The sequence below is a fragment of the Cupriavidus nantongensis genome (assembly GCF_001598055.1).
Lineage (GTDB): Bacteria > Pseudomonadota > Gammaproteobacteria > Burkholderiales > Burkholderiaceae > Cupriavidus > Cupriavidus nantongensis.
Map to the genome: position 1 here is coordinate 2,482,180 of NZ_CP014844.1, position 24,074 is coordinate 2,506,253.

Consider the following 24,074-nt stretch of genomic DNA (forward strand, 5'->3'; position numbering starts at 1 on the left):
GTTGCTGGGAGGGGTACCATGGCTGAAAAATTTGTATTCCGAGACCTGGCGTTTCGCGCGGGTGCACACCTATGGTCCAACCCCAAACTGCGCGGCACCCCGGCGGAAATCCCTATCATCCTCGCGCGTCCGACCCTGTTTGATGTGGTCCAACTCGCCCAACGCTACCCGCTGGAAACGTTGTACCGGGCGAATCGCCGGCTCCGGGCGACCCGGGAGATTTCCGAGCGCCAGTTTCTTCGCACGCAGGAGATTCTGCGCAACATCCAACGCGCAAAGAATGATGGTGCGCTCAGTTGCGAAGATTGCGTGACGGCGGTGACCGTAGGTTACGAAGATCCTCCGAGGGAGGAACGAACGTCGACACCAGCGCAACGACACTGCGCATTGGCGAATTGGTTGCCGGGCGGACTGCAAACCATCAAATCTGAACCCGAAGAATACATCCGCCTTGACGACGTGCCGTCGGAGTTCACGGTGCCTCTCCGTCGATGGCTACGGTGGCAACTCGATTGCGCGCCGGGCCAGTCGTCGGGGTGGCTGATCGATACGCCTGACGGCCAGGGTCTCTCACACGGCGGATGGTGCGCTTTCCTGTCCTGGCTAACCGACGCCTTGCTTTGTCGATTAGATCAAATCGAAGTTGGTATGTGACGAGCATCGCTCCGCCGCCGCTTCGACAACTTTCATGTAGCCGTCCGATGCAAAACTCTCTCGTTGTTCTTTCCCTTCCGGGCGCGTGGGTCTCCCGTGCCGAATTTCTATCCGCGCTAAGTTCTCAAGCGCCAAAGTATCGTCTTGTTGACGGCATGCTCACGGATTTGCACACGGGGGAGAGCGTCCTCATCGAGTTTCGGAAAGGACGTCGTAGGAATACCGTGCTGGATTTTTGGTGTTTTGGTCTGCACTGGCACGACACCAGCGAGATGCGTGCAGTGAGGCAGCACGCGTCGTGCGTCATTATCAAGGGCGCGGGGGGCAGTTTGCATCGGATGATGCATCTGATGGCTGCGGCAAGCGCTGTGGTTCAAGCTGGGGCGCTGGGTGTGCTCGTCGAGCACGTCGGCATTGCCCATACGCCGCAAAAATGGCTGGACTTCGCGAGCGAGGGCGTCGATGGGATTCTTCGGGCGTTTGTCGTGACGGTCGATGGGGCCGGCAGCGGTGCCTATAGTTGCGGTATGCATAATTTTGGGATGAAGGAAGTCAGTGCCCCGGCCGAAATCCCAAACTGTGCGAATGTTGTCGGAATCATTACCCGGCATTTGTTGGTGAAGGGCGCGAGCATTGCCCGCGGACAAACTATCGCCATCGGCGGGAAGGCAGACCGGTATCAATTTTGGGATGTGCGATCTGCGGTGGCTCCCGATGGGGCCGTATTCGACCACCAAATTGGCACGTGGAAGCTGCTGCGTGCCGAGGCCATCCATTAGAGTTCGAGGCAGCGCTGTGGACTGACGAGAACGGCCGTAGGAGGCGCCCTTCACCGACGTCAAATGCCGCCGTCCCGTACGACACTCTTGGTCGCTCATCATTCATGCGCCGAGAGTCCAGTTCGTGACTGAAAGGCGGTGCAACTCCCAACAGTCCCGGAAATCGATGTGTTTTACCGCTTTGTAAGCAGGACGGAAAATCAGCGTTCATGAACACTGGGCCGGGCAGTTAAGCGCTTAGCGGTCTCCTCCCCGAAGTCATTGTCGGGTGCTGATTCCGGGAGCCCGGCGAACGAAATCGTGGTTCGCAATTTGATCAAACATGAATTTGGCCAAGTCTTCACGGGCGACCGTCAGCGAATGCTTGGCGTGACCATACAAGCCGACGTTGAGTTGCTCCGCGGCGTGGCGATTCTTCAATACAGCCGCTCGAACCATTGTCCAATCAAGCGACGAGATACGGATCGCTCTTGCAAGTCCGATCATATCTTCGTAAGCACTTGGCATCGCGAACTTGATGATTGCGGCAGGCAGCCAGATCTTGAGGTCGAAATCATCGCCAGGATCAGCGGCTGTCCCGGTCGAGACCGCGATGAACCGCTTCACCTGCTCGCGTTCCATCGCTGAGATGATTGCCCGGGTCGCCGTAGTGATTGGCATACCTTTCGGGTGTGGCTGCCTGGCAGGGCCCAGCGCCGAAAGCACCGCATCTGATCCACGGATTGCGTCTCGCAACAAGTCAATATCGGTAAACTCGCCTCGGACAATCTGCACATTGGCGTTCTCAAACTTACTGCTGGAACGTGCAAAGACGGTGAGTTCGAAGCCGCGCTGCAGGCCCTCGTTTACAAGGGATGGCCCGGTTTTCCCGGTCGCTCCGAAAAGGGTAACTTTCATCTCTCTCTCAATTGCCGCTTCACAGCCTCAGGTGCTAGTGGCCCGATCAAATTTGATAGCATTGCATACGTGTTCGAACCACGGACAGTTGCTCCGAGCTATCGAGCGCTGTCGATGATCGAGCCGCCGTCGGGGGTAAGGCTGTATCCGGTCAAAAACTGGGCATCCTTACTCGCCAAGAACAGGACGACAGGCGCAATATCGTCTTCCGGCGAACCATAGCGGCCGAGCGGGTTGGTCGGCGGAGGGACGTTGGTTTCCGGACCCCATGTCTCGGCCACCGGCAGTACATTATTCACCGTGATCTTGTCGGGGCCCCACTCACGGGCAGCGGTGCGGGTGAGAGCGCGCACTGCCTCTTTGGCCATGTTGTACGGACCATATCCCACCAAGCCCAGGACACCAGCCATTGAGCCGAAGTTGATGACACGTCCTTCACCGCTCGCCTTGAGGTAGGGGTACGCCGCCTGCATCGTCCGCAGATACGCAATCGGTCCCATCTCGAAATTGCGCTGCAACTGTTCCGTCGACAGATCGGTAATGGAAGAGAACGGCGCGGATGAGTCGAAGGCATTGTTGACGAGGATGTCGATCCCGCCATAGGTAGCGACGACTTTATCCACCGCTGCCTTAATCTCGCCGGCATTGGCGATGTCGCAAAGCGCGCCGATTGCCGTTCCGCCATCAGCGCGAATGTCGGCAACGACCGCATCCACATTGGCCAGGGTGCGCGAAAGAACGGCCACTTTGGCGCCTTCTGCGGCAAACAGTTTTGCGATGCCGCGGCTGGCACCAGTGATGATCGCGACTTTTCCGTTGAGTCGAGCCATGGTTGATCTCCGTTAGTTGAGGGATGTTTGGCGCTCCGCAAATGGAGCGTAGGGGGACGGGGTCTCGCGAGCGATGTTCTGTGTTGCGAACGACGAAACGAGCAGCACAACGCCGACTACCGCAGGCAGCGCACCTCTCAGTTCACGGACGCCAAGGTGAGCCAAACCAGACAGCAGCAGGTGATAAAACATGCCGGCGTAGGCCAGGTCGCTTAGCGGCGCGCTGACGCGCGCCAAAATGGCGGCCACGCCCAGGAGCTTTACCGCAGTGAGAAACGGTACGAGATAGCCGGGATAGCCAAGGTCTGTAAGTGCCTGGACAACCCAAGCCCGTTTGGCTAAATACATCGTCGCGGAAGCGAGATAGAGCAAGGAGAGCAGCGCCGTGCTGATCCAGTACACGTAACTTTGAGTCATGAGGTTTCCTAAAGCTGGGGGATTGCATCGACACGCAACAGAATGTCGTCTAAGCTAAAAGTCAGCAAGTAGGATGAAAAACTGGTGGTTAGTATGGAAAAGAAGACTAATGGCGGCGATGAGATCAACATGCACGAGGAAATGCGCCGGGCATTTGCGCTACTGTCGGGAAAGTGGAAGCTGGAAATCATGTGGCTGCTCAACCAGCGGATCTATCGCTTTGGGGAACTGCGCAAGGCCATACCGGGGATCACTCAGCACATGTTGACGGCACAGCTTCGTGAATTGGAGGCGGATGGCCTAATATCGCGCACGGTGTTTGCTGAGGTGCCGCCGCGCGTCGAGTACGAGATCACGGCAAAGGCGCGCGGCTTGGGGGCCACGATGGAGGCGCTGACAGCGTGGTGGAATGAGTATGGGAGAAGTGTGCCGGCGAAGCCGACGTCGCGCGGGCGCAGGGCAAAGGGGAGTTAGCGCATCCGGCATGAGACTGCGTTTGCCCCGGCACCGGTTCGCATCACGCTCGCCAAGCGCAGGGGTGAGCATCGTCAACCCGCTAGTGAGGGAGAGTCTTAACGTGCCAGGAATTACACAAACTCCCGTCAACGGCGACCTGGAGTTCTCGTGCTTCGCATTGCGCGCCCCCATACGCCGGCACAACATGCAGTCAGAGGGCTATACCGCTGCTTGCCGTTGACCATCCCCAGCGACGAGCGGCTCAGAGCCGCAGCGGGCTCAATGAAAGCCGTAATCGATCAGTTGCCTGCCCGCGACGAAGCGCCCATCGTTGGAGGGTGCGCCGAGAACCACAGCGAAAACACGTCGCATCGCTTTGCCCTTGGCCACCGAGCGCTTTGCCGTGACCGCCAGGCAATAGCCTGCCTTGGCAGTATGGCCCGTCTTCAGGCCATCGATAGTTGGATCGTCCAGCAGCCGATTCTTGTTGTGTCTGGTGAAGCTGCCATAGCTGAAATCCCGCTGAGCGGAGAAGGCCAGGTAGACCGGAAAATCCTCCGTCAAGCGCACCGACAGGTGGGCAATGTCTCGGGCAGTCGAGTAGTGGTTTGGCGTGGTAATGCCGGAAGGGGTGGCGAAGTGACTGGCACTCAGCCCTAGACGATTGGCGTAATCGTTCATTTTCCCTAGAAATGCGTCCTCCGACCCGGCGACCGTACGGGCCAGGACCATTGCCGCATCGTTTGCTGAGACAACAATGAGACCCGTCAGTAGGTCCTGAATGCTGATGATCTGGCCGGCCTGGAGGCGCATGGTTGCCTCGTCGCCGCCCACATGAGCAAGGTCGCTGGCCTCCACACGCACCAACTGTTCCCACTTGATCGTGCTCGCCTTCAGGGCGTCAAGCACGACGTAGGCTGTCATCATTTTAGTTAGCGACGCGGGCTGTAGACGCTCGTCAGCATTCTTCTCGAGCATGACGCGATGCGAGCCGCTGTCGAGCAAAATGTAAGAGCGTGCTGCAATCTGTGGAGCCTGCGCGGCCGTTGCGGGGAGGGGGAGGGCGCCGAAAGCAAATGCCGAGGCGGCAAGAAAACGAGTGAAGCGCAAAAAAGGCATCAATGAACTGTCGTGCGTGGGCCGAGGCGTGAGGCCGCCTCGAGGAGAGCATTGTGTAGGTGACTACGCCTGGGCGGAGGACGCTAGCTGGACGCACCGTTTTGCAAGGACATCAGTTGGGTCCACTAGTGCGACGCTCGCGCTTCCGACCGGGAAGCTGTCGGTCTGCGAGAAAACGAGCGGGAGTTCGGTGCAGCCGAGGATCTGGACTTGCGCACCCTTATTTTGGAGGTGCTCGATGGCTGCCCGAAGCGACGCTGCACAGTGCCCCTGCGTGTAGCCAGCCTTCACGCCTGTCGGGCCATAGATTGCCTCCATCACCATCGCCTGGAAGTCGGGCGACGGTGTGATCAGTTCTAGCTGCCCTGCGGCAGCATCGTGATATACCCGACTCTCCACCGTGCCCGACGTCGCAAGAAGTCCAACTTTCGTTCCCTTTCCATACTTGCCGACGATGTGTCCGATGGTTTCCGTCAGCATGTTGACGATCGGAATCGAGAGATGCGGCTGAATCCGCTCAACATACGCATGGGCGGTATTGCAGGGGATCGCAATGGCGTTTGCCCCCTCAGATTCCAGACGTTTGCAGGTTGCGTAGAGTGCAACTGTCGGGTCCGCTTCGTGGCGCAGCAGATTTGCCGTGCGATCCGGGATTTGCGGATTCTGCTCCACGACCATCTTAATGTGATCCTGGTCCTTGGACGCGAGATTGGGTCGCCAGTGATCGGGAAGTTCTCCAGTGCCCTCAGCGTATGAATGCCGTAGTACGCGTCTGCCGGCACCTCGCGGTAGCCAAGCAAGTCATGCTCGCGCCGCGTTCCCTTGAAATCTTGTTGAATAGCCATCGCATTCCTCATCAGTGCGCCTTGTTTGCCAACCGGATTCTAGGAGCGCAATGGAATCCACTTTATGAGGATGTAAATTGAAACTATTCCATACCAGAATAGTTTTGCTTGGAGCGCCACATAGCGCACTTTATGCTGTACTTTGATGATCAGGATTCGCTTATTTCTTGCGTTTTCGGTCCATACATGGGGTTTACGTGGGCGTTCGGCTGCCCACTTGGGTACGTGTGACCCTCAGCGGCAAAGAGGTGCCAAATGCAACTGAAGTGGATCGAAGATCTTTTGGCGATCGAACAGACGCACAGCTTCTCCCGGGCCTCAGAGCTCCGATTTGTTACGCAATCAGCACTTTCTCGACGCGTAAAGTCGCTGGAAGATTGGGTTGGCGTCGAATTGGTAGACCGAGGCACCTACCCGGTCGAATTGACGCCTGCTGGCCGCAGGTTCTGCGAGCAAAGCAAAGAATCCGTCGGTGCCATTACGGAACTGCGTTCGGAACTGCGCCAGGAGGCAAAGATGCCAGGCCGTTCCATCCAGATCGCCGCCGGCCATACGCTCTCGTTGACGTTCTTGCCAAGGTGGTTGAAGCAGTTCCACCAACAAACCGGTGATTTCAATGCGCGAGTCGTCGCAGCGAACGTTCACGATGCCGTCGTCGCATTGGCTGAAGGCAGTTGCGACTTGATGATCGGCTATCACCATCCACTCGTGCCGATCCTGCTCGACCGCGACAAGTTCGCCGGCATCACGTTAGGCCATGAGGATTTCATCCCTGTATCTGCGCCAGACGACCGCGGCAAACCGATCTTTTCGCTGCCGGGCACGACCGACGCTCCGCTCCCGTACCTCGCGTACACGGCCACGACATTCATGGGACGCGTTGTCGATATGATCTTGAACAGCGCCGACGCACCGTACCATCTGCGTAGCTGCTACGAGGCGGACATGGCGATGTTGCTGATGAAGATGGTGGTCGAGCGATACGGCGTTGCGTGGTTACCGGTAAGCGCGGTTGCGGAGGAGATCGCAGCGGGACGCCTCGTCCAGGCGGGCCACGACACCTGGACTGCTCAATTGGAAATCAGGTGCTACCGGGCGATTGCCAACGCCAACCCTACGCTGCAAGACCTGTGGCAGTCATTGGACAATACTTCATCGTGTGAACACGTCGAAGATGATGCTCCAGTCTGAACAAGCGGCGAAGGGAAGGGGAGTCGCTGGGACCTGTTGGCAGAATGCGGGGAAGCAATGACCGCGGAATGGTTGCAAGGGTCATCCGTCGACACAGAACTAGAAAGGCCTACAGAATGCGCGCGTTCGAGATCGAGATCTCAAAGCCAACGAATGCTGACAGCTTCGAAAACATGTGCACGGATGTCTACGGTGTCGTGTTCGACGATCCGACTCCAAAGAGGAACGGCAGATCAGGGCAGAAGCAGGGCGGTGTAGACATTTTCGTTACATCAAGAGCCGGTCGAATTGGCATCCAGTGCAAGCGGTATGTCGATGGCGGGGTGACCACCAAGACAATTGATGATGAGGTTGCCGCGGCCGACGCGGCGGGTTGGAAGATTGTCCGCCTCATAATTGCCACGACAGCTGCAAGCGACACGGCGCTCGTCAAGCACGCACAGGAAGTCAGCGACCTTCGGCAGGCCAATGGCCAATTCTTGGTCGAAGTGGAATCGTGGACCGAGATATGCAACCACATCCAACGATACGACGCATTGCATCCGAAATACTCCCCAAACAGCGCGGGCGGTGCCATTGCGGTGCTACGTGAGCAGGGAGAAAGGACTGGGGCGCAGATCGCTGCCATGCCTGCGACGATGGAAGCAACATTCAAGGCGGCACTATTGCAGATGTTGCCTACAGGTCGGACAGATTCACCGAATGGGCTTGTGACGAGGCAGCTTGACAAGGTGAACGACCTGCTGCGCGGCCTGAAATTTCAGGCTGCGCAGGAGTTGCTTGCCACTCTCGAAACCGAGATCGCGAGCTTCGACAGACATCAGAAGGCGCGCTGGACTCTTCAGAATGGCATTGCACACTGGCAACAGAATCGTGAGGAGGTCGCTGCTGAGTGGTTTCTACGTGCCTATGACCTGTTTTGGGATGACGAGCGCATCGCCGCTAACAAAATCCGAGCGCATATCATCCAGGGAGACCTCAAGCTTGCCAACGCTGAAGGGGCACGCCTGCTAGGCCTATTCCCGCTTTCGCTCCATGTTTGGCTAGCGGCTACCAATGCTCGAATCTGCGAGAACGAGGACTTGACGGAAGCCGAATTGCCGGCGCGCTTCAGAGAAGAAGCAGATGCGCTGCAAATGATGGCCTACGCCTTTTATCGGCAACAGAGCGACTTGGCGGTAACCTACGCACGGCGAGCTTTACGCGCAAAGGATGCAGGCCTTTTCACCCGCAAAGGGGCCGCAGGCATCATCGTTAGCGTCGCAGGAAAGGACGGGATTTCCGCGGACTTCGACGCCTACGCCGAAGATTTGCGTGAGGGTCTCGATGAGGTAATCGCCGCGTTCGAGCCTGCGGCAACAGAACTATGGCGGATCGAAAATAGCCAGCACAGGGCCGAAGCTGCCTCGCACGTGGCGCTTGCCCACATGCTAACCGGCAAGCCTGGCGTGGCGCTCGCCATATGCGAGCGAATCGAAACGGAAATTCCTGAGTATGCCGATAACGTGGCCGCCCTACACATCGGATCCTTGCTCTTCCTCCGCCGGCACGAGGATCTTGTTAAATTTTCCATAGCCCACCTCAATGCGCTGGACGAAGACGGATTGCTCCTTGCGGCCGAAACGGCCGCAAACCGAGGCGAGTCCGAGGCATTTGCTCGCATCACTCACGCATTGCGCGAGCATGCGCCGGACGAGAAACCGGTTGTCAAGCTGCTTGAAATGGTGTGCGCGTGCAACTCCGGCCAATCCGAAAAGGTGGTCAAGGAAGTCAGTGAGACGCCCGCTGATGGCCTTGATCTGATTACACTCAGCGCCTTTGCGGGGCTGATGCTCAATGCCGGCCGTGACAGCGAAGCGCTCCGGTTTGTCGAGGTCATAAAGAAGCGAGTCTCCACCCATTCGAGTTCGCGCGAGCGTCTGATCGTCGCGGATATTTTGATTCGCGCCGATCAGTTCTCCGACGCCGTCGGCCTCTTGGAGTCGGTGGACCCCAGCGGCCGCAGCCTACCAATTCAGACGCGACGACTGCGTGCCCTATTGTTTGGTGGGTACCGGCGAAAGTCAAAAGACCTCCTGGAAAAAGTGCCACCCGAATGGCTTTCAGATGACGCCTTCCGCCGCCTAGCGATGGGCGTCGCACAAGAAGCCAATGACTGGAGCCAGCTCGAACTGCTTGCGAGACTGCATCGCGAGGCCCATCCAGAGCGGGCGGAAGCATGGGTCTTTTGGTACCAAGTTGTTCTTCATACCAGACCACCCGCACAAATCCGAAACGCCTTCAGCGAGGCGCCCGAGCGTCTTACGGGGACCCTGAAGCAGATCGCGCACTTGGCGGCGGCAGAGTTGCAGTATGGCAAGCCAGAGGTCGGGTACGCGCGGCTTTATCGCATGTTCCGCTCGAACATGGACGACGTCAGTGCCGCCTCCTCCTATCTAATGGGAGTTTTGATCGGTCACCGAGCCAGACACGGTAGAACACACTTTCCGGAGGTGAGGCCTGGCTCCATGGTGACGCTTGAGGGCGCGGACAGGAGCATCGTAAAAATCGTGATCGATCCTGCAGGCATGACGGATCTGCCGAAATCTGCGAGATTCCTTGCTGCGGACAGCCCGCTGGCGAAAACGATGCTAGGACTGGCATGCGGCGACACCGTTGACATCGAGGGAACGTTCGATGTTCGCAATTTCACGATTCGTGAGATCAGTGATGCTCATCAAGGACTGGGCGAGTACGCGCACGAACTCTTGTCGAAATCGCTAGAACCCGCGCCTGGTCTGCAGCTCTTCAGCCTGACCGAGAAAGAGGATGGGAACCTGGATGTCTCGCCCATCCATGACCGACTCAAGGCGCAAACGCAACGTAGCAAATCGGTAATGGAGCAATACGCCGAGAGCAAGCTTCCGCTTGGCTTGTGTGCGCAAATGCTCGGCGCCGACGGCATGCAAATGGTCTTCAGTTGGGACCAGCGCAACCCTCCGCTCGCAAGTGGTGTCACCACAGCGCCAGAGCTTGAGGCCGCAAGTGCATTGTTGCTCGACCAATCGTTCCCCGTTGTGATGGACGCGCTCACGCTGGCTGAACTTGTCCGCTTTGGACAGGGTGATCTTCTCTCAGTGTTGCCACGGGTGTATGTTTGCCGGGGGACCTACGATCGATTCAAACAAGCGGAAGTCGAGGCGTTGGATTCTCGCGCAGAGGGACATGCGGCCGATATAGATGGGCAGTTCGCATTCTTGCCTATCACGGAAGAGGCTCGCAAGTGGAAGGCAAGCCAATATACCGAAGCATTGAGGCTAATGGACGAACACTGCGAAGTTTGCCCGGTGTATGGGCCGGAGCAAATGCCTCACGAACTCATCCTTCTAAAGGATCTTCTCGATACAGATACCTATGACGCGCTCGCGTTGTGCCTCGAAAAGGGGGCAGCCTTGTTCTCGGTGGATGAACGCCTTAGGAACTGGGTCTATGGAGTGTTTGGTATCAAGGGTGTGTTCCCCTATCTCGTGGCGATGAAGGGCTTGCAGGACGGCAAGATCTCACGTGGTGATCACGCAGAGTTCGCCCTCAACTCGGCGCTGCACAATCGCACCGTTTTCGCCCTTCATGCAGATGACGTCTTTTGGGGACTCCAGCAGCCGCAGATGGCGGCGCGGACGCTTGAATTTGTTGCCACCCACCTCGCAACCGCGCTCAATCGCCGGTACGCGATCGGCCTAGCGCGCGACCTGATTCAAGGAATGCCAAACGTGTCCATGCAGTACGGCGCAGTTGTAGAGTTCGTGAAATTTATCGCCAATGGCTTGTTTCGCAGAAAGGATAACGTCACAGGAATGCGCGAGGGCTTTGCCCGATGGTTGCGGCAAGTAGCGGACATGTTGTTTGCTTATACCTCGCCGTATCCCGCTACACGAGAGATTCCCAGGGAAGACAAGGCTGAATTTCTCAACGTGCTGGAGCATGGCTTAGAAACGGGAATTGCATTGGCCGGGGAGGGCGGCGCGATAGAGCCGCCCGCGATCGGAGCGCTCTATTGCAGAACCGGCTTCGTCGTTCATCAGCCAAATGCGAAAGCGCTCACAAACGTCACGGTGTCACCGGCAACGGCAAGCTAATAGGACGGCGACGGGTCAACGCGTAGGGCAGGGCAGGCCAGCTTTCGTCGCATCACCTATACGTTGCGCATGAATGACGCACGTGCATTTGGCAATCCGCTGATATCGTGGCAGCAATGCGTGGCTAGTAGTCAATCATAAGCGTTCTGCTCGCGTCCACCGACGCTTTGCCGTGACCGCCAGGCAATTGGCTGCCTTGGCAGTGCGGCCCATCTTCAGGCTATCGGCGGCAGTTGGAATCTGCCCCCGTCTGCGAGATAGATGAAGCCCTGCTTCGCGATGGCATAATGGAAGCAGGCCTAGCCTACGAGGCCACCCCAATGTCTCATTGGTGGCCGCCAAAAGCCCGCGCAAGCGGGCTTTTGTTCGTCTCTATGGCTCAGAATTGCGCTGAAGGCGAACCTGAGCACTCGAGCGTGGCGCGATGTGTGAACGAGAAATAGCAGTTAGAGGATTTTCAGATTCAGCGCTAGTTGGCGGCGGCACAACACTCCACAGGCTCGTATAGCCGGTAACCCAGCCAGTGACAACGATGCCGAGACTATTCGCGTATCCATATGCCGAATGGTGGTGCCCTGGGCGGGTGCAGCGGTGCCGATATGCCGTAAGCTAAGCACTCATCCTTGGGATTGCGTAGACATTTTGCCGAGAATCTACGTTCATTCGACGATACGTGACCCTCAACCAATGGGGAGTTGCCTTCCTAAAACGGGCAGCTTCATCCGGATTTTTGTGTTCGATCCTGTCGGCAACGAGGTTCACGGCGTTTTTTACTATTCCATAGATTGAGTCCCGGCCTAACAGGCCGCTGAAATACCTCCGGTGGACGTCAGCGCGACAACTGGCTGAAGCGTTGATTTGAGGAACCCATCCAACTCCACTTTCATGCGCGGCGCAGATACCTTCACGGAAAGTTTGTTCACTATGCGGAGGCTGGATGATTTCGTGCCGAAGTCCCACCCGCTGCGCTCGATCCGCGCCATGGCCAACCAGGCGCTGGTAAAGATGGACCGGTTGTTCGCACAGATGTACGAGGACGATATCAAGGGTGGCCAGCCCAGCATCGCGCCGGAGAAGTTGCTGCGGGCCATGCTGCTGCAGGTGCTCTACAGCGTTCGCTCCGAACGCCAACTCATGGAGCAGACGCAGTACAACCTGCTGTTTCGCTGGTTCATCGGGCTGTCGATGGACGACACCGTTTGGGTGCCCACGGTCTTCACCAAGAACCGCGAGCGGCTGATCAAGCATGATGCGGTGATCCAGTTTTTCAACGAGGTGCTGGCCATCGCGCAGAAGAAGAACTGGCTGTCGGGCGAGCACTTCAGCGTGGACGGCACGCTGATTCAGGCGTGGGCAGGCCACAAGAGCTTCGTGCGCAAGGACGGCGGCGACGACAAGGACGACAACGACGGCGCCAACTTCAAAGGTCGCACGCGCAGCAACGAGACGCACGAGTCCAAGACCGATCCCGATGCCAAGCTGTACCGCAAGGGCAAAACTGCGAGTGAACTTCGCTATATGGGTCATACCCTGAGCGACAACCGTCACGGCCTGGTGGTGAGCGCCATGGTGACCAATGCGGACGGACATGCTGAGCGCGAGGCCGCGAAGGTGATGCTCAACGATGCCCGACAGGTGACGGACGACCCGAACACCGAAATCACGGTGGGTGCAGACAAGGGCTACGACGCGCAAGAGTTCATTCAAGCCTGCCTGGAACTGAAGGTGACGCCCCACGTGGCACAGAACACCTCGGGGCGCCGCTCGGCCGTTCCTGATGCCATTGCTTGCAGCGCCGGGTATGCCGTTTCGCAGCAAAAGCGCAAGCTGATCGAACAAGGCTTCGGATGGGTCAAGACTGTCGGGCGCATGCGCCAGGTGATGGTGCGTGGACTGAAGCGAGTCGACCAGATGTTCGTGCTGAGCATGGCCGCCTACAACCTCGTGCGCATGCGCTCACTGGGACAAATCCGTCCGCAGTTGCAGTAATCGCGGTAATGAGGCCGGAATCGGGCGCCAAACCGCCGAAAAAATCGATGTAGGGACGTCCCGCTTCCAGATTGTGAAAAATCGCAAGCCTACTGCCTTGCAGGGGGAAGCCTCGCCTCTTGTACGGGGAGTACTTCAGCAACCTGCTAAAGGAACAGCTTGCTCGTCTCCGTGGAGCCGGGATACCAAGGGCGTTGCTGACGGAGGAGGAGGAATGTGGATACCACGTGCCGCCAAGTATCTGTAAATGGCATACTTGGCCGAAGGATTCAGGACAATCTTCCTTGCCTGCTGCCCGCTCGCGTTCCTTAAAGAAAGCGACCACGTTTCATCTCCGGAGCTTGGTGACTTGTAGCAAAACAAATCGGACAGGCGGATACAGGCCAACTCCTCCCCGCGGATGCCAGTGTTTCCCATGAACCGAATTACGAAGAGCATCCGCTCGGCCTCGTCATGCGCTGGATGTCCGACTGGAAACTTCTCGCACTCTAACTCGAGCTCTCGGAGTAATCGAACAAACGACAAAAGGGGCAGGGATCTCGAGGGCTTTGTGGATCCCATGGCACTTTTCTTCCGACGGATTCGTCGCTCGCGGAAGAGGTTATATTGGATGTGCCGGAAATCGACCAGAAACGAAAATAAACTTTCCAAGACGCGAAATGCGAATGAGCAGCTCGCGTCCGACAAAGCTCCCTCGAACGGCCGCCAATCTCCGGCAGTACGACGCCGATTGCGCATTCCGCACCAGGAGTCTGGAGGATCCCGGAGAAATGCATCATAGAAGTCTAGGTCTGACGGGGTGATTTCGGCCAACAGCTTTCGATCGATGAAGAGCGCCCAGCAGTAAAACCTATGGACTTCCTTCTCATAGGCACGCTCCGTAGCATGGGTAGCAAATCCAGACAGCCACTGCAGTACAGTCCCCAGCTCCTGATACGCGCCATCATGTAAAGCGCGATCGACGGGATCGCAAGGATGCCCTGGTTGGCATAGAGTTCGGAGATCCCTCAGGGAAGAAGGAAACGGTGAGATGCTTAGCCCATCTTCTTGAGCGGCCATGTAAACTCCTGCGGCACGTATGCGTTGGACATCATCGCACGGGTCGAAGGCATTCGGCCGATAACAAAACTGTGGGCAGTAAGGGATGCAAATGAAAAAGTATGTTTGTTTTGGCGCGTATGAGCCGAAGAGCATTCGGACACGTATTTACGTCGCGATCAAACATAGTTTTGCGTCTTTCGACTAGCAGCGTTGGGGGCGCTGGGCGGATCGCAGGTGCTGGCTATCTGTTATTTAACATAAGATACATTATGCGAAAAAAAGCTGTAGCGGCAAAGTTGTAATGTCCGGTTCTGGCAAAGTTCAAATGTCCGCCTGAAATCCTCTAACGTAAAGTTGTCCGGTAACTCGACGTAAAAGTGTCATGCATTGATCTATGAGGCACTTTTTATCTTTTCCGTACGGCTTTACGTCGCGGTTTAGCTGCCTGACTTGGGTTCGGGCGCGGATTTTCTTCCCGTTCGGGAAGATCCAAGCGGCACAGTCTCTACAAGCACGCAAAACTTCCCGCTCGGGAAGAAATCTTCGGCTGAGAGGTCCTGGACGGTTTCGACCCGGCCATCTCACGTTCGGGTGTCAGCGCTCTGGCTCACGTTCAGGTGGCAGCGCTCTGGCAGCCGTGCGTGGCTCCCTCTAAGGTCACTTCGGCCAACATTCTGACTCGCCCACTGAAAACCGCTTTACCATCACAGATGGGAACGGAACGGGCTGTCTTAGCCAGAACTGCTATGTCACTGCAACAGAAGATGCGGCTCTTGTCGGCCTGGCTGCCGGCCGGGCTTCCTTACGTCGAGACTGAAGTCGGCTCCTACCTCTACCTGCATGACGTCCCGTACGAGTTGGAGAGCATCCTTGCTCGTTGGCTGCTTCTGCAGCCTGATCTTACCGACAGAGATCTCTCAACTTGCGTTCTGGTCGAGGGTGGCAAGGGTTTAGCCATTACCCGGGAAGGATGGGAAAGTTTCCTCTGCTGGCTCGTCGAAACACTTCGAGCCAAGCTTATCGACATGGAGCAAGCCCAGTAGCAACGCCTTCGTGCCCCCCTTTTCGGTCGCCCTCCGTCTTTGATACGGAAGGCGCGTCGCATTAAGGTGCCCATCCGGTGAACCAATCAGGCAAGGAACCACTATGTTGCGGGTACGCATTGAACTGCTGCCAGACGGCGATGAGGAAGCAGCTACGCTGCTTGCTGCTGTCGATATCAGCAATGACGGTAGCGGTACGCAAAGTACCGGGCATTACAACGCCGTCTTGAAGGAAGCGTGGCGAACTGCAGGAGACCAGCAAGCCATCTATACCACGGAAGCCAAAATTCACGATGTGGACCGCGAACTCATCAGGCCGGTCCAACTCGTTAGCATCGCGCTGCAAGTCCTCGCCCCGGTGAAGCGAACAACCGCGACCTCTTTAGATTCGTGGGGAGAAATCGTCCGCGGGCCCGAGTAGTCCTTCATGAGGACGTTTGCGGAGTCGCCGGGCCAAGCGCTGCCTAAACCGCCCGCCCTGCATGGTTATGCAATGCAAAAATCGCACAACCGTTATGTTCAATGATCCTGCTGGGCCACCTGCCGGCGGGAGGCGAAATTTCTTGCAGCGTTTGTTGAAACATAACTGTTGCCATCGCACTGTCTGACATGTCCATTCGTTCTGCCGCCCCCGCGCTCGCTGCTGCACTACTGTTCGGAGCAAGTACGCCGCTGGCCAAAACCCTGACGGGTTCTGTCTCGCCACTGTTGCTAGCGGGCCTGTTGTATCTGGGGAGCGGTTTGGGTCTAGGTGGATACCTGCTTCTAAGACGGCTTGCTCGGAAGCCTGCTAACCAGCCGCCATCGCAACCGCCAATCCCACGTCACGAGATTCCATGGCTGTTGGGAGCGATCCTGGCTGGCGGCGTTGCTGGTCCGGCGCTTCTGATGACCGGCCTTGTCGTCACGAACGCCGCCTCTGCCTCGCTCCTGTTGAACGTCGAAGGCGTCTTCACCGCGCTTATCGCCTGGATTGTGTTCAAAGAGAATGCCGACCGGCAAATCGTGCTCGGCATGATCGCCATCGTTGCCGGAGGCGTCCTGCTGTCCTGGCAACCAGAGGCCGCCGCCTTGTCCCCGGGTGCGCTGCTTATCGTCGCAGCCTGCGGATGCTGGGCAATCGACAACAACCTTACCCGCAAGGTGTCATCGAATGACGCCGTCCTGATCGCGTGCCTGAAGGGCTTGGTGGCAGGTGCATGCAATACCGGATTCGCACTGGCAGCCGGCGCCAAGCTGTCGGCCGGACTACCGCTGGCATCGGCGCTGCTGATCGGATTCGTTGGCTATGGTGTGAGCTTGGCGCTGTTTGTGATCGCGCTTCGCCACCTTGGTACCGCCAGGACGGGGGCTTACTTCTCGGTGGCACCACTGTTTGGCGTGGCGATCTCTTTCGCGTTATGGCCGGAGATACCCAGTGTCCTGTTTTGGCTTGCTGCAGCGCTGATGGCGTTAGGCGTGTGGCTGCATCTGCGGGAACGGCACGAGCATGAGCATATCCACGAGGCGATGGAACACACCCATGCCCACCGCCACGACGAACATCACCAGCATGAGCATGATTTTCCGTGGGACGGGTTGGAGCCGCACACGCATGCCCACAGGCATGCCCCGATAGTTCACAAGCATCCTCACTATCCGGATATTCATCACAGACATTCGCACTGAAGTGGCCGAGATGAATACCGTTCTTACCTAGGCTTCTTCTGCGATCAGGAACCTTTTGGGGTTCTTGCCAAGCCATGCCGGTTGGCGACCACGGCCGGACCAAGTCTTTTCTTTTGACACGATCATCAGGGGCGCTCAATCCAATAGGAAAGCCTCAATGTAATGCCACTTGAATTCAAGGAAAATTGGGCCAGGAGGATCAACGTGAAGCAATGACCGATAATAAGTGAGAGAAGATGCTGCGCTGACTTTTTCGGGTCATTAGGATCCACTATGGTGGAAGCCGGAGGCATCCCTTGGCTGGCTCGCTGGCGGGCCCGTCAAAGCTGGCTGCCGCTGACTATCCTTTGATGTCGTGCGAGCCACATTGTCGAACGAAGTCCACTCTCGGATTTGCCCTACCCTCGGGAGGCATCTTGGACGGTGAGGTCTGTGTGCAGGACAGCATCAGCTCTTCCATCAAGTTTGCGAAAAGTCCCTCACAGCCGCGGCGTGGCCATAGCTTCGAGCGGAATCGCTCGGCAGGCTGGCGACCACTGGTGCGAAAGCCGCGCTGCGATGCAGCACAGTCTTAACTTGCTTCCGGCAAAAAATCAGTTTAAGGTGGCCCCTCGGTGTGCGCGTCCTGCGTGTCCCTGACACCGGCGAGTCCATTTCCATTCCCCTCATCCTTCGTGGAGTTCGATCCACGGACCAGCTATCGTAGGTTCCATTTTCCGACCCCGGCAAAGGAGGCCACCATGCTAAGTTCGCACGAAATCGCTGCGCTACTCTTGCTTGGCGATGCGCACGATATCGATGATCTCGAACCTGATCAATTGGACGGCTTGCTAGCCCACAAGCTGGTCACGATGGAACACGGGCATGATAGTGGCAGTGCTTATCCTCGCCTGACCAGCCAAGGACACTCGATGCTCGAAGCCGTCCGCAGCATTCGATAAGGGCTTGGTTTTACCGCCGCGCCCCGGCAACCCAACCCCCACGTACGTCTGGGCCCTCTGGACGGCGGTAGTCTGACGCCGTTGCTCATCCTCAATTCCCGTCCAATGGCCTACCTCCTCGCTTGGGCCGCGCACGCCATCTTTCGCGCGGACGGACTATCAATTCATGATATGTGGCAGTGATTTCCGACAAAAGTGGGTTGACCCGTCTCTATCGGATTGATTGCCGCTAATGCGGGAATGCGTTAGGCAGTCGCTTCGCAGGCATTAGCTGCGGGCGAGGTCAGGCGTAGACCTGGGGCGTGGCGCACCAGTTAGAATACTCTTGCGTCTGGCCCCGATGCCCTGCCCTGTCCGGCGGGTGCCTTCCGAACGTCCTTTCTTTCCTGATGCTTCGACCCTAGCTCTTTCGCCAGCATGCCTCCTGCCCTTCTCCAGGATTCCGACACCCAACTGTTGCGCGAGCGCGCCGAGACGATCCTATGGATCAAGACGCAAATGGCCAGATATGGCCTGCATCTGGCCGACCTGCAGAACGCAGGCTGCTTTTCTGAAGGAGCGTCGCTCGCCAATGCCTCCGCCCGTCCGATTTGCTTCCGAGACGCTTATGGCCACGCGTGGGATGGTCACGGCGATCTGCCGGACTGGCTGCAGCGCGCCGTGAACGCTGGCCAGTCGATCGAGCATTTTCGTGTAAAGCCATAGGATGCGCTTATCGCGGCTGTGATTGTCGGCATGACTTTGCGGACCAGCGCACCGCTTGCTTCACCTTGCATAGAAAGCCAAGAACAGTTCCCAGAACTCCATGCCAGTCGATACTTCTTCGAGAGCGATGCATTACGACCGTACAGGTGCGCAGCGAATCATCGAGGCTTACCGTGAGATCTTTCCTCGCATTACCCCGGAGTTAGCGAGCTACTGGGATACCGCGCGGACGCGTCCATGGTCATACCTAACGTCGGATTTCCATCGGGCAACGCTCGAAAAGTACGAGTCCTTCAGTACAACCGTGGAGAAACTCGATACCGAGGTGCAGAACGGCCGCGCCATATCGGCGCCGGCGCTGGCCGCCCGCATGGTAGCGCTCTGCAGGCAGCACGACCTTGGCTTTAGCTTCGGCATCAGTCCCTGGACGGACCACGCTCTGCATCGCACTTACGGCAAAGCCCCGGTGCGCCGCCTGGTGATCATCGTGGGCCACGACTGGTATCCGATCGTGCCCAAGCGTGAGGGTAAGCCACACAGGCTGAACTGGCCCATGCGGCAGGATGGCCTGCATCTCTTGCCAGACAACGACGAGTCCGTCGCAAGGCGCTATTTCGCCGCCGTGACCGAGCCCCTATTGTCCGGGAAACTGGGCACGCTCCTGTTCGTCAACATCTACCCGGACTACCGCGCGCCCGATGAACGCGTCACTGGCCCTGTGAAAGCGGGCTACGCTGGCTGTCTGAACGGCTTCGAGGCGTTACTGGCCGGTACGCGCCCGCATTACCACCCTGACGACGTAACGATCATGTCCTGGGGAGACTCGCCCTGGCGACTGTTGAGACAACGCACGCGGGTCCACCGGCCGGGGGGAATCATGGCCATCACCGAGCAGTTAGCTGGCGGAATCCTGGAATTTCAATCCGGTGGCCACGCATATCAGTATCTGCCATTCGCCCATCCCAGCGAAGCACGCAATGCCCACATCGCCTTCCATCTGGATCATCAACGTTTGGGGTTCGCGAGATTGGGATTTGGAAGCCCCATGGCCACCCCTGTGAATGGCTGTCTAAAACCGGCACTAAACGGCGGCGCGGCTTAAAGATGCGGAGCAACTCCTGCATTGCAGGATTGTCTCGAGGTCTTCTGATTCGATATTGAAGGTGGCCACCGGGCGCGTCGGAGCGAGCCCGTAGGGCGAGTGCAGACGCGCCCGGTGATGGGCATTCCGCAAGGTGGTGACGTCGCAGTGGGGATGCGGTAAAAAGGTTGGCTTTACCGCCGAAAAGAAACAGGCACGACACCGGTCCAAACCGCCAAGTTCATCCCGATGTCGTGCCCCACTCGTGCCAAGGGCGCGCGTGCCGAGCCAGTATGGCACGGCTCGTCCATCCCGTCGAGGCCGTTTCGGCATGACTGGGGGATCGCCGATGCCGGCCACGGGCCGCCTCTTTGTGTGCGCCCATTGCCGGGCGCAGGTCGTTGTTTGCCGCCGCTGCGACCGCGGTCAGATCTACTGCAATGGCGGCTGCTCGCAAGCAGCGCGTCGCGCCAGCCTGCGCGAGGCCGCTCAGCGCTATCAACGCAGCCGCCGCGGCCGCTTGGCGCACGCGGAGCGGATGCGCCGCTACCGCTGTCGCCAAAAGAAAGTGACGCATCAGGGTTCCGCCGCGCAGGCCGCCGATGCTCTACTGCCGCTGACCTTGACGACGCCGGCCAGAGCACCGGCGCCCGCTGGCGCCTCAACACCGGTGCCTGAGCATTGCCACTTCTGCCGTTGCACATATTCGGGCTTTGTCCGCCTCGGACCACTGCGTCGTCGGGTCTTCCGTGATGTTCGTACGACTGACCGCACAGGACACGACCCATGACCATTGGAGTAGAACTTGAAGCCCAGATCCTGCGTTACTACCACGTCGAGAAATGGCGCGCCGGCACCATCGCGCGCCAGTTGCATGTGCACCGCGACACCGTCCAGCGTGTGCTGGCGCAGGCCGGCCTGCCCAGGATTGGCAGCGTGCAGCGGCCGTCGCAGATCGACGCCTACCTGCCATTCATCCATGAGACGTTGAAGAAGTTCCCGTCGCTCACGGCCAGCCGCCTGTATGCGATGGTGACCGAACGCGGCTACCGCGGGAGCCAGCACCACTTCCGGCACATGATCGCGCTGCACCGGCCGCGCCCACAGCCGGAAGCCTATCTGCGTCTGCGTACCTTGCCGGGCGAACAAGGGCAAGTCGATTGGGGTCACTTCGGCCATCTGCAGATCGGCCGCGCACGCCGGCCGCTGATGGCCTTCGTGATGGTGCTGTCATGGTCGCGGCAGATCTATCTGCGCTTCTACCTTGATGCACGCATGGACAGCTTCCTGGCCGGCCATGCCGGTGCCTTCGAAGCCTGGTCCGGCCTTCCCAGGGTCCTGCTCTACGACAACCTGAAGAGTGCCGTGCTGGAACGCCAGGGCGATGCGATCCGTTTCCATCCGACACTGCTCGCGTTCGCGGCGCATCACCGCTACGAGCCCCGGCCGGTTGCCGTCGCCCGTGGCAACGAGAAGGGGCGCGTCGAGCGCGCCATCCGCTATGTACGCGAGAGCTTCTTCGCCGGACGCACCGTGACCGACCTCGATGAGCTCAACGCCCAAGCCGCCCATTGGTGTGCGGGACTTGCGGCCGATCGTCCCTGCCGGGAAGAACCGACGATCAGCGTACGCGAGGCGTTCTCCCGCGAGCAGCCCAGCCTGCTCGCCTTGCCGGAGAATCCCTATCCATGCGAACTGCAACTGGCTGTCAAGGTCGGCAAGACACCGTATGTGCGCTTCGATCTGAATGACTACACGATCCCGCATACGCATGTGCGACGCACGCTCACGGTGCGGGCCAGTCCCCGGCAGGTACGCATCCTCGATGGCACGGAACTGCTCGCCACTCATGAGCGCAGTTACGATCGCGGCGCGCAGATAGAGATTGCCGCGCACATCAATGCCTTGGTCGAACGCAAACGCGAAGCCCGCCACCATCGCGGACTTGACCATCTGGCTCGGGCGGCGCCGGCCAGCCAGGCGCTGCTGCAGCGCGCAGCGGAACGGGGCGGCAATCTGGGCAACATCACCACCCACCTGCTGCGGCTGCTCGACCGCTATGGCGCCGCTGAATTGCAAGCGGCGATCGAGGAAATCCTCGCCAGCGATGCGGCGCCTCACCAGAATCCGGTGCGCCTGGCGCTGGAGCGCCGGCGCGAGGCGCGCCAGGCACCGCCGCCCGTGGGTATCCATCTACCTGAACACGTCCGGCACAAGGACAAGCTGGTGATACCCCACCGCCTCGACATCTACGATCAGCTCACGGGAGATGCCAATGAACACGCCTGAGAACCTGCAAAGCCGTGCGAACGCCTTGCGCCTGCATGGGCTACTGGCACACTGGCCGGAGGTCGCCGACGCCGGCTGGGTGGCGCCGCTGCTGCAATGGGAAGAAGAGGAGCGCTCGCGCCGCTCGCTGGAGCGACGCATCCGGGATGCCCGACTGGGCAACTTCAAGCCCTTGTGCGACTTCGACTGGGCCTGGCCGACGCGCTGCGACCGGGCCGCCGTCGAAGAATTGATGTCGCTGGAGTTCGTCAAGGACTCGGCCAACGTCGTGCTGATCGGCCCGAACGGCGTCGGCAAATCGACCCTGGCGCTGAATCTGGCCTATCAGGCGCTCGTCCAAGGGCACACAGCGCTGTTCACCACCGCCGGCCAGATGCTCGGCGAGCTGGCCGCCCTCGACAGCGATTCGGCCTTGCGTCGACGCCTGCACCGCTATGCCTCGCCGGACGTTCTGGTCATCGACGAGGTCGGCTACCTGTCGTACTCGAACCGACATGCCGATCTGCTGTTCGAGCTCATCAGTCGCCGATATGGCGCCACCAGTACGGTGGTTACAACAAACAGACCATTCGCCGAATGGTCGGAGGTGTTCCCGAACGCCGCCTGCGTCGTCTCGCTGGTTGACCGACTGGTGCATCGTGCCGAAGTCATCGCGATCGAGGGCGAGTCGTATCGCGTCAAGGAAGCGCGTGAGCGGGCCGATCAGCGAGCAAAGAAACGCAGCGTGGCCCGGGCGGAGAAAAAGCCATCATGACGCATCTGCACCTGCCTTCAGGAATCACCAACGGGCTGGACTTCCTGATCCCAGACAACTGGTCCCCAGAACAGGCCCTCGCCGTCGTCGAACTCATCGACGATCTACGCGAGCGAATCTGCGCGCACTACCAGCTCGCACTGCATGACCTGCTGCGTGAGCAGCGCTCGCTCTCCGAGAAAAGCCTCGACGATCCGTTCTAGCCTGCACCATCCAACCCAAACAGCAAGGGGCCGCATGCGGCCCCTTGCTGTTGACCTTCTGACCCAACCATACGCCGCCATTTACTGTCGCTTTTACACCGCCGTCAACACCACCGTCCCCGCGACCCCTACACCGACGGCGGACGCGCCGCAGTCAACGACATTTACGCCGGCGGTGCACGCATCGACAAGCGCGACGTGTTCACCGACGGCGCACGCCTCGGCCAGCGTGACGTATTTACCGACGGCTCGCGTATTGGGCCGCGTGATGTGTTCACCGATGGCGCACGCGGAATTTGACGCAAGCCGTCCCTGAAACTCAGACCGACCTCTGTGGGGGAGCCAGGCACCCGTCAGTTGCTTGGCTCTTGGTGCTCTTTCGCTTTATCCCGATGGCGAAAGCTTCCGAAGCTTGCCCTCCCCGGAGGGCAAGCTTTTTTTCCCTCCATCGGCGTCAATCCGGTGCCGTTCATGATGCGGTGGCGCGTGCTACAACTTCCCATCGCCTCGTGTATTGCTAAGCGGCAGAACCGACGCCAATGACGATGAAAAAGGCCCCGCATTGTGCGGGGCCTGTAGTTCACCGGTTCAGCAACGTTCAGCCACCTGTGAAGAGGTCGCTTCTATCAATATAGACGCGCACGCCAGCGCTACCCGGCAGATCCGGCATCAACAAGCCAAGGTCCACACTCGTATCCCTGACCATCTGGGCGAAGGTCCATGCGACGATCTTCTCGCCGGCCCGAAACGCCACCGTCTCGCCAGAGTCCACGTTGACATACCGCATCCCTGGCTTCACGTCGATAATGCGACTGGCCTGAGATTGGCCGGCTGGATCGCCATACAAGGTCGCGTGACGCTTCGCCATCGCCTGCGCCGTCGCCGTCGACGCAGGCACGCCCGGTTTCAACCCGGTCATTTCCAAAGCATACGAAGCCGACATCCCACCCAACAGCAACGCCGCAAACAGCAAGGCGTGTTTCTTCGTTTTCATAGTCATCTCCTTTCTAGAGACTTCGTTGATCTATGAAAACGAGTGTATAAATTGTACGCATGC

At 58.7% G+C, this 24,074-nt stretch carries 20 protein-coding genes and 2 pseudogenes; 15 read left to right on the forward strand and 7 right to left on the reverse strand.

Annotated elements, in window-relative coordinates; all coding sequences use genetic code 11:
* The first annotated feature begins 18 nt into the window (after window positions 1-18).
* Together A2G96_RS33240 and A2G96_RS11520 are read left to right on the forward strand one after the other, a co-directional pair.
* Window positions 19-654 (forward strand): hypothetical protein, encoded by a 636-nt coding sequence (locus A2G96_RS33240; RefSeq protein WP_043355296.1) that lies wholly within the window; start codon window positions 19-21, stop codon window positions 652-654.
* Window positions 655-701: 47 nt separating this feature from the next.
* Window positions 702-1,433 (forward strand): hypothetical protein, encoded by a 732-nt coding sequence (locus A2G96_RS11520; protein ID WP_066735637.1) that lies wholly within the window; start codon window positions 702-704, stop codon window positions 1,431-1,433.
* 258 nt (window positions 1,434-1,691) lie between these two features.
* Here A2G96_RS11520 and A2G96_RS11525 read toward each other — a convergent pair whose 3' ends face one another.
* The 3 genes from A2G96_RS11525 to A2G96_RS11535 all read right to left on the reverse strand — a co-directional run bounded on the left by A2G96_RS11525 (window position 1,692) and on the right by A2G96_RS11535 (window position 3,577).
* Window positions 1,692-2,330, reverse strand: a complete 639-nt coding sequence (locus tag A2G96_RS11525) for an NAD(P)-dependent oxidoreductase (RefSeq protein WP_043355292.1) — start codon at window positions 2,328-2,330, stop codon at window positions 1,692-1,694.
* Between the two features lie 98 nt (window positions 2,331-2,428).
* Window positions 2,429-3,160, reverse strand: a complete 732-nt coding sequence (locus A2G96_RS11530) for an SDR family NAD(P)-dependent oxidoreductase (RefSeq protein ID WP_043355291.1) — start codon at window positions 3,158-3,160, stop codon at window positions 2,429-2,431.
* 12 nt (window positions 3,161-3,172) lie between these two features.
* Complete coding sequence (locus tag A2G96_RS11535; protein ID WP_043355290.1) at window positions 3,173-3,577, reverse strand: DoxX family protein; 405 nt, start codon at window positions 3,575-3,577, stop codon at window positions 3,173-3,175.
* Window positions 3,578-3,670: 93 nt separating this feature from the next.
* Between A2G96_RS11535 and A2G96_RS11540 the strand changes: the two genes are divergently transcribed.
* Complete coding sequence (locus A2G96_RS11540) at window positions 3,671-4,051, forward strand: winged helix-turn-helix transcriptional regulator (protein ID WP_043355288.1); 381 nt, start codon at window positions 3,671-3,673, stop codon at window positions 4,049-4,051.
* Window positions 4,052-4,312: 261 nt separating this feature from the next.
* Here A2G96_RS11540 and A2G96_RS11545 read toward each other — a convergent pair whose 3' ends face one another.
* Window positions 4,313-5,152, reverse strand: coding sequence for a D-alanyl-D-alanine carboxypeptidase family protein (locus tag A2G96_RS11545; protein ID WP_052495066.1), 840 nt, complete (start codon window positions 5,150-5,152; stop codon window positions 4,313-4,315).
* 63 nt (window positions 5,153-5,215) lie between these two features.
* Window positions 5,216-5,842, reverse strand: a pseudogene (locus A2G96_RS11550) (aspartate/glutamate racemase family protein); the annotation flags it as partial.
* Window positions 5,843-6,252: 410 nt separating this feature from the next.
* On the opposite strand from A2G96_RS11550, the gene A2G96_RS11555 reads away from it, so the two are divergent.
* From A2G96_RS11555 to A2G96_RS11580, 6 genes are all read left to right on the forward strand, one after another.
* Window positions 6,253-7,188 carry a LysR substrate-binding domain-containing protein gene (locus A2G96_RS11555; RefSeq protein WP_052495059.1) on the forward strand — a complete coding sequence of 312 codons (936 nt, stop codon included), beginning with the start codon at window positions 6,253-6,255 and terminating at the stop codon, window positions 7,186-7,188.
* 116 nt (window positions 7,189-7,304) lie between these two features.
* Window positions 7,305-11,303: a PIN domain-containing protein gene (locus A2G96_RS11560; protein WP_043355224.1), complete on the forward strand. Its 3,999-nt coding sequence runs from the start codon at window positions 7,305-7,307 to the stop codon at window positions 11,301-11,303.
* An 885-nt stretch (window positions 11,304-12,188) separates the two neighbouring features.
* A complete protein-coding gene (locus A2G96_RS11565) occupies window positions 12,189-13,292 on the forward strand; it encodes an IS5 family transposase (RefSeq protein WP_062799342.1) in 1,104 nt (367 codons plus the stop codon).
* A gap of 1,787 nt (window positions 13,293-15,079) precedes the next feature.
* Window positions 15,080-15,376 (forward strand): hypothetical protein, encoded by a 297-nt coding sequence (locus tag A2G96_RS11570; protein ID WP_062799344.1) that lies wholly within the window; start codon window positions 15,080-15,082, stop codon window positions 15,374-15,376.
* 103 nt (window positions 15,377-15,479) lie between these two features.
* Complete coding sequence (locus tag A2G96_RS11575) at window positions 15,480-15,797, forward strand: hypothetical protein (protein WP_062799346.1); 318 nt, start codon at window positions 15,480-15,482, stop codon at window positions 15,795-15,797.
* A 188-nt stretch (window positions 15,798-15,985) separates the two neighbouring features.
* Window positions 15,986-17,044 (forward strand): DMT family transporter, encoded by a 1,059-nt coding sequence (locus A2G96_RS11580; protein ID WP_062799347.1) that lies wholly within the window; start codon window positions 15,986-15,988, stop codon window positions 17,042-17,044.
* 27 nt (window positions 17,045-17,071) lie between these two features.
* On the opposite strand, the pseudogene A2G96_RS32410 reads toward A2G96_RS11580, so the two are convergent.
* Window positions 17,072-17,152 (reverse strand): annotated as a pseudogene (locus A2G96_RS32410) (H-NS family nucleoid-associated regulatory protein); the annotation flags it as partial.
* Between the two features lie 632 nt (window positions 17,153-17,784).
* Here A2G96_RS32410 and A2G96_RS11585 point away from each other — a divergent pair.
* The 6 genes from A2G96_RS11585 to A2G96_RS11605 all read left to right on the forward strand — a co-directional run bounded on the left by A2G96_RS11585 (window position 17,785) and on the right by A2G96_RS11605 (window position 23,017).
* Window positions 17,785-17,985, forward strand: a complete 201-nt coding sequence (locus A2G96_RS11585; RefSeq protein WP_062799349.1) for a hypothetical protein — start codon at window positions 17,785-17,787, stop codon at window positions 17,983-17,985.
* 417 nt (window positions 17,986-18,402) lie between these two features.
* Window positions 18,403-18,690 carry an H-NS family nucleoid-associated regulatory protein gene (locus tag A2G96_RS32415; protein WP_082818915.1) on the forward strand — a complete coding sequence of 96 codons (288 nt, stop codon included), beginning with the start codon at window positions 18,403-18,405 and terminating at the stop codon, window positions 18,688-18,690.
* Window positions 18,691-18,790: 100 nt separating this feature from the next.
* A complete protein-coding gene (locus A2G96_RS11590) occupies window positions 18,791-19,792 on the forward strand; it encodes a hypothetical protein (protein WP_147316357.1) in 1,002 nt (333 codons plus the stop codon).
* 765 nt (window positions 19,793-20,557) lie between these two features.
* Window positions 20,558-22,060 carry an IS21 family transposase gene (gene istA, locus A2G96_RS11595; RefSeq protein WP_062797539.1) on the forward strand — a complete coding sequence of 501 codons (1,503 nt, stop codon included), beginning with the start codon at window positions 20,558-20,560 and terminating at the stop codon, window positions 22,058-22,060.
* Entirely contained in the window at window positions 22,047-22,814 is a 768-nt protein-coding gene (gene istB / locus A2G96_RS11600; RefSeq protein ID WP_062797542.1) for an IS21-like element helper ATPase IstB, read from the forward strand. The genes istA and istB overlap by 14 nt, the downstream gene beginning before the upstream one ends.
* Window positions 22,811-23,017, forward strand: a complete 207-nt coding sequence (locus tag A2G96_RS11605) for a hypothetical protein (protein ID WP_062799353.1) — start codon at window positions 22,811-22,813, stop codon at window positions 23,015-23,017. The genes istB and A2G96_RS11605 overlap by 4 nt, the downstream gene beginning before the upstream one ends.
* A 598-nt stretch (window positions 23,018-23,615) precedes the next feature.
* Here the strand turns inward: A2G96_RS11605 and czcE are convergent.
* Entirely contained in the window at window positions 23,616-24,017 is a 402-nt protein-coding gene (gene czcE / locus A2G96_RS11610; protein ID WP_011514820.1) for a copper-binding periplasmic protein CzcE, read from the reverse strand.
* Between the last annotated feature and the right edge of the window lie 57 nt (window positions 24,018-24,074).

Coding starts and splice junctions, on each gene's coding strand:
- A2G96_RS33240 (WP_043355296.1), top strand. CDS start 19: ATGGCTGAAAAATTTGTATTCCGAGACCTGGCGTTTCGCGCGGGTGCA.
- A2G96_RS11520 (WP_066735637.1), top strand. CDS start 702: ATGCAAAACTCTCTCGTTGTTCTTTCCCTTCCGGGCGCGTGGGTCTCC.
- A2G96_RS11525 (WP_043355292.1), bottom strand. CDS start 2,330: ATGAAAGTTACCCTTTTCGGAGCGACCGGGAAAACCGGGCCATCCCTT.
- A2G96_RS11530 (WP_043355291.1), bottom strand. CDS start 3,160: ATGGCTCGACTCAACGGAAAAGTCGCGATCATCACTGGTGCCAGCCGC.
- A2G96_RS11535 (WP_043355290.1), bottom strand. CDS start 3,577: ATGACTCAAAGTTACGTGTACTGGATCAGCACGGCGCTGCTCTCCTTG.
- A2G96_RS11540 (WP_043355288.1), top strand. CDS start 3,671: ATGGAAAAGAAGACTAATGGCGGCGATGAGATCAACATGCACGAGGAA.
- A2G96_RS11545 (WP_052495066.1), bottom strand. CDS start 5,152: ATGCCTTTTTTGCGCTTCACTCGTTTTCTTGCCGCCTCGGCATTTGCT.
- A2G96_RS11555 (WP_052495059.1), top strand. CDS start 6,253: ATGCAACTGAAGTGGATCGAAGATCTTTTGGCGATCGAACAGACGCAC.
- A2G96_RS11560 (WP_043355224.1), top strand. CDS start 7,305: ATGCGCGCGTTCGAGATCGAGATCTCAAAGCCAACGAATGCTGACAGC.
- A2G96_RS11565 (WP_062799342.1), top strand. CDS start 12,189: ATGCGCGGCGCAGATACCTTCACGGAAAGTTTGTTCACTATGCGGAGG.
- A2G96_RS11570 (WP_062799344.1), top strand. CDS start 15,080: ATGTCACTGCAACAGAAGATGCGGCTCTTGTCGGCCTGGCTGCCGGCC.
- A2G96_RS11575 (WP_062799346.1), top strand. CDS start 15,480: ATGTTGCGGGTACGCATTGAACTGCTGCCAGACGGCGATGAGGAAGCA.
- A2G96_RS11580 (WP_062799347.1), top strand. CDS start 15,986: ATGTCCATTCGTTCTGCCGCCCCCGCGCTCGCTGCTGCACTACTGTTC.
- A2G96_RS11585 (WP_062799349.1), top strand. CDS start 17,785: ATGCTAAGTTCGCACGAAATCGCTGCGCTACTCTTGCTTGGCGATGCG.
- A2G96_RS32415 (WP_082818915.1), top strand. CDS start 18,403: ATGCCTCCTGCCCTTCTCCAGGATTCCGACACCCAACTGTTGCGCGAG.
- A2G96_RS11590 (WP_147316357.1), top strand. CDS start 18,791: ATGCCAGTCGATACTTCTTCGAGAGCGATGCATTACGACCGTACAGGT.
- istA (WP_062797539.1), top strand. CDS start 20,558: ATGACCATTGGAGTAGAACTTGAAGCCCAGATCCTGCGTTACTACCAC.
- istB (WP_062797542.1), top strand. CDS start 22,047: ATGAACACGCCTGAGAACCTGCAAAGCCGTGCGAACGCCTTGCGCCTG.
- A2G96_RS11605 (WP_062799353.1), top strand. CDS start 22,811: ATGACGCATCTGCACCTGCCTTCAGGAATCACCAACGGGCTGGACTTC.
- czcE (WP_011514820.1), bottom strand. CDS start 24,017: ATGACTATGAAAACGAAGAAACACGCCTTGCTGTTTGCGGCGTTGCTG.